Origin of the sequence: Kamptonema formosum PCC 10802, assembly GCF_000332335.1 — a bacterium.
Classification (GTDB): Bacteria; Cyanobacteriota; Cyanobacteriia; order Cyanobacteriales; family Oscillatoriaceae; genus Oscillatoria.
The window spans coordinates 6,796,688-6,797,127 of sequence record NZ_KB235948.1; the positions used below are offsets into that span (position 1 = coordinate 6,796,688).

The 440-nt window shown below is 37.5% G+C and carries 2 protein-coding genes; one reads left to right on the forward strand and one right to left on the reverse strand.

Features of this window, described 5'->3' with window-relative positions:
• Window positions 1–184: hypothetical protein (locus OSC10802_RS55030; RefSeq protein ID WP_232731786.1), on the forward strand; the 184-nt coding region annotated here is incomplete at its 5' end.
• Here OSC10802_RS55030 and OSC10802_RS42450 read toward each other — a convergent pair.
• On the reverse strand, window positions 181–440 hold a 260-nt coding region (locus tag OSC10802_RS42450; protein WP_155968900.1), incomplete at its 5' end, for a transposase. The genes OSC10802_RS55030 and OSC10802_RS42450 overlap by 4 nt on opposite strands.

Here is a 440-nt window from a genome sequence, read left to right on the forward strand (position 1 = left end):
GCCGACAACTATACTGCTCGAAGAGTTGTTTCAATCCCGTTGCCGGGATTCAGCTATAGGAAAGAATGAGGCATCTTTTTGCGTCCGTCAAGAGCGTGCCTGTTTCAATCCACAAGTGTTGAATTCTGTCACAAAACTTTACATTTTAGCTTACATTTATCCTGCCCTGAGTAAAAATGCTTAGCCAGAGAGAAGTCGTTCTATCCAGTGGACATAGCTGATTTCTTGACACATACAACATTGAAGATAGCGGAGTTTATCTAGTAGCGTAGTCCCCCATTTTTTAGGAATATATACTATCTTTAATATCAGGTAAGCTATCAGCGAAACATAAATTTGTATAGCTATATTATTTACATTTTTAGTAATCAGCTTATCCAACTTAAGGTGCATTTTAAGAAACTTCCATAGCAACTCTATGTGCCACCTATATTTGTAGA